This window comes from Alcanivorax sp. HI0007, assembly GCF_001635525.1.
Lineage (GTDB): Bacteria > Pseudomonadota > Gammaproteobacteria > Pseudomonadales > Alcanivoracaceae > Alcanivorax.
Genome location: NZ_LWEJ01000059.1, coordinates 1 through 241, shown reverse-complemented (window position 1 = coordinate 241; position 241 = coordinate 1). Strand labels below are relative to the sequence as shown.

Annotated in this window: 1 protein-coding gene; it reads left to right on the top strand. The window is 58.5% G+C overall.

The window, feature by feature from the left end:
• The coding region (locus A3714_RS03060; protein WP_197463350.1) for an ATP-binding protein at window positions 1-241 on the top strand (241 nt) is incomplete at both ends.

Genomic DNA, 241 nt, shown 5'->3' with positions numbered 1-241 from the left:
GGCGGCGGGCACCCTGACCATTGCCGATAACGGTATTGGCATGAACCAGGAGGAAGTGATCGAGAACCTGGGCACGATCGCCCGTTCCGGCACCGAAAAATTCCTGGCCTCACTCAGTGGTGATCAGAAGAAAGACGCCCAGCTCATCGGTCAGTTTGGTGTAGGCTTCTACTCCGCCTTCATTGTGGCCGATCGGGTAACCGTAGAAAGCCGTAAGGCCGGCACCGATGCGTCAGCGGGT